The organism is Segatella hominis (assembly GCF_004535825.1).
Taxonomy (GTDB): Bacteria; Bacteroidota; Bacteroidia; order Bacteroidales; family Bacteroidaceae; genus Prevotella; species Prevotella hominis.
This window is the reverse complement of the sequence record NZ_SGVY01000128.1, coordinates 1-1,394: the sequence shown is the minus strand read 5'-3', so window position 1 is coordinate 1,394 and position 1,394 is coordinate 1. Positions and strand designations below refer to the sequence as shown.

The window sequence follows — 1,394 nt, the reverse complement described above, 5'->3', positions numbered from 1 at the left end:
TGCGTACAAGAAGAGAAGCGAACTTTTATCAGATTCCTATCTCTTCATAGGATAATCGTCTCTCCAGAAAGGAGGTGTTCCAGCCGCACCTTCCGGTACGGCTACCTTGTTACGACTTAGCCCCAATTACCAGTTTCGCCCTAGGCCGCTCCTTACGGTCACGGACTTCAGGCGCCCCCGGCTTTCATGGCTTGACGGGCGGTGTGTACAAGGCCCGGGAACGTATTCACCGCGCCATGGCTGATGCGCGATTACTAGCGAATCCAGCTTCGTGGGGTCGGGTTGCAGACCCCAGTCCGAACTGAGACAGGCTTTAAGGATTTGATCGTACTTACGTACAACCGTCTCTCTGTACCTGCCATTGTAACACGTGTGTAGCCCCGGACGTAAGGGCCGTGCTGATTTGACGTCATCCCCACCTTCCTCACACCTTACGGTGGCAGTGTCCCCAGAGTGCCCAGCCTGACCTGATGGCAACTAAGGAGAGGGGTTGCGCTCGTTATGGCACTTAAGCCGACACCTCACGGCACGAGCTGACGACAACCATGCAGCACCTTCACAGAGACCCCGAAGGGCGTCATTGTCTCCAAATCCTTCCTCTGCAATTCAAGCCCGGGTAAGGTTCCTCGCGTATCATCGAATTAAACCACATGTTCCTCCGCTTGTGCGGGCCCCCGTCAATTCCTTTGAGTTTCACCGTTGCCGGCGTACTCCCCAGGTGGGATGCTTAATGCTTTCGCTTGGCCGCTGACCTATTCAGGCCAACAGCGGGCATCCATCGTTTACCGTGCGGACTACCAGGGTATCTAATCCTGTTCGATACCCGCACTTTCGAGCTTCAGCGTCAGTTGCGCTCCCGTGAGCTGCCTTCGCAATCGGAGTTCTTCGTGATATCTAAGCATTTCACCGCTACACCACGAATTCCGCCCACGTTGTGCGTACTCAAGAAGACCAGTTCGCGCTGCAGTGCAGAGGTTGAGCCTCTACATTTCACAACACGCTTAATCTCCGGCCTACGCTCCCTTTAAACCCAATAAATCCGGATAACGCCCGGACCTTCCGTATTACCGCGGCTGCTGGCACGGAATTAGCCGGTCCTTATTCATAAGGTACATGCAAAAAGTCTCACGAGACTCACTTTATTCCCTTATAAAAGCAGTTTACAACCCATAGGGCCGTCATCCTGCACGCTACTTGGCTGGTTCAGGCTCTCGCCCATTGACCAATATTCCTCACTGCTGCCTCCCGTAGGAGTTTGGACCGTGTCTCAGTTCCAATGTGGGGGACCTTCCTCTCAGAACCCCTACTGATCGTTGCCTTGGTGGGCCGTTACCCCGCCAACAAGCTAATCAGACGCATCCCCATCCATCACCGATAAATCTTTAATCCCATTC

1 rRNA gene is annotated in these 1,394 nt (G+C 54.0%); it reads right to left on the bottom strand.

Going from position 1 to position 1,394, the window contains the following annotated elements:
- Window positions 1–67: 67 nt before the first annotated feature.
- Window positions 68–1,394 (bottom strand): 16S ribosomal RNA (locus EXN75_RS17405); the annotation flags it as partial.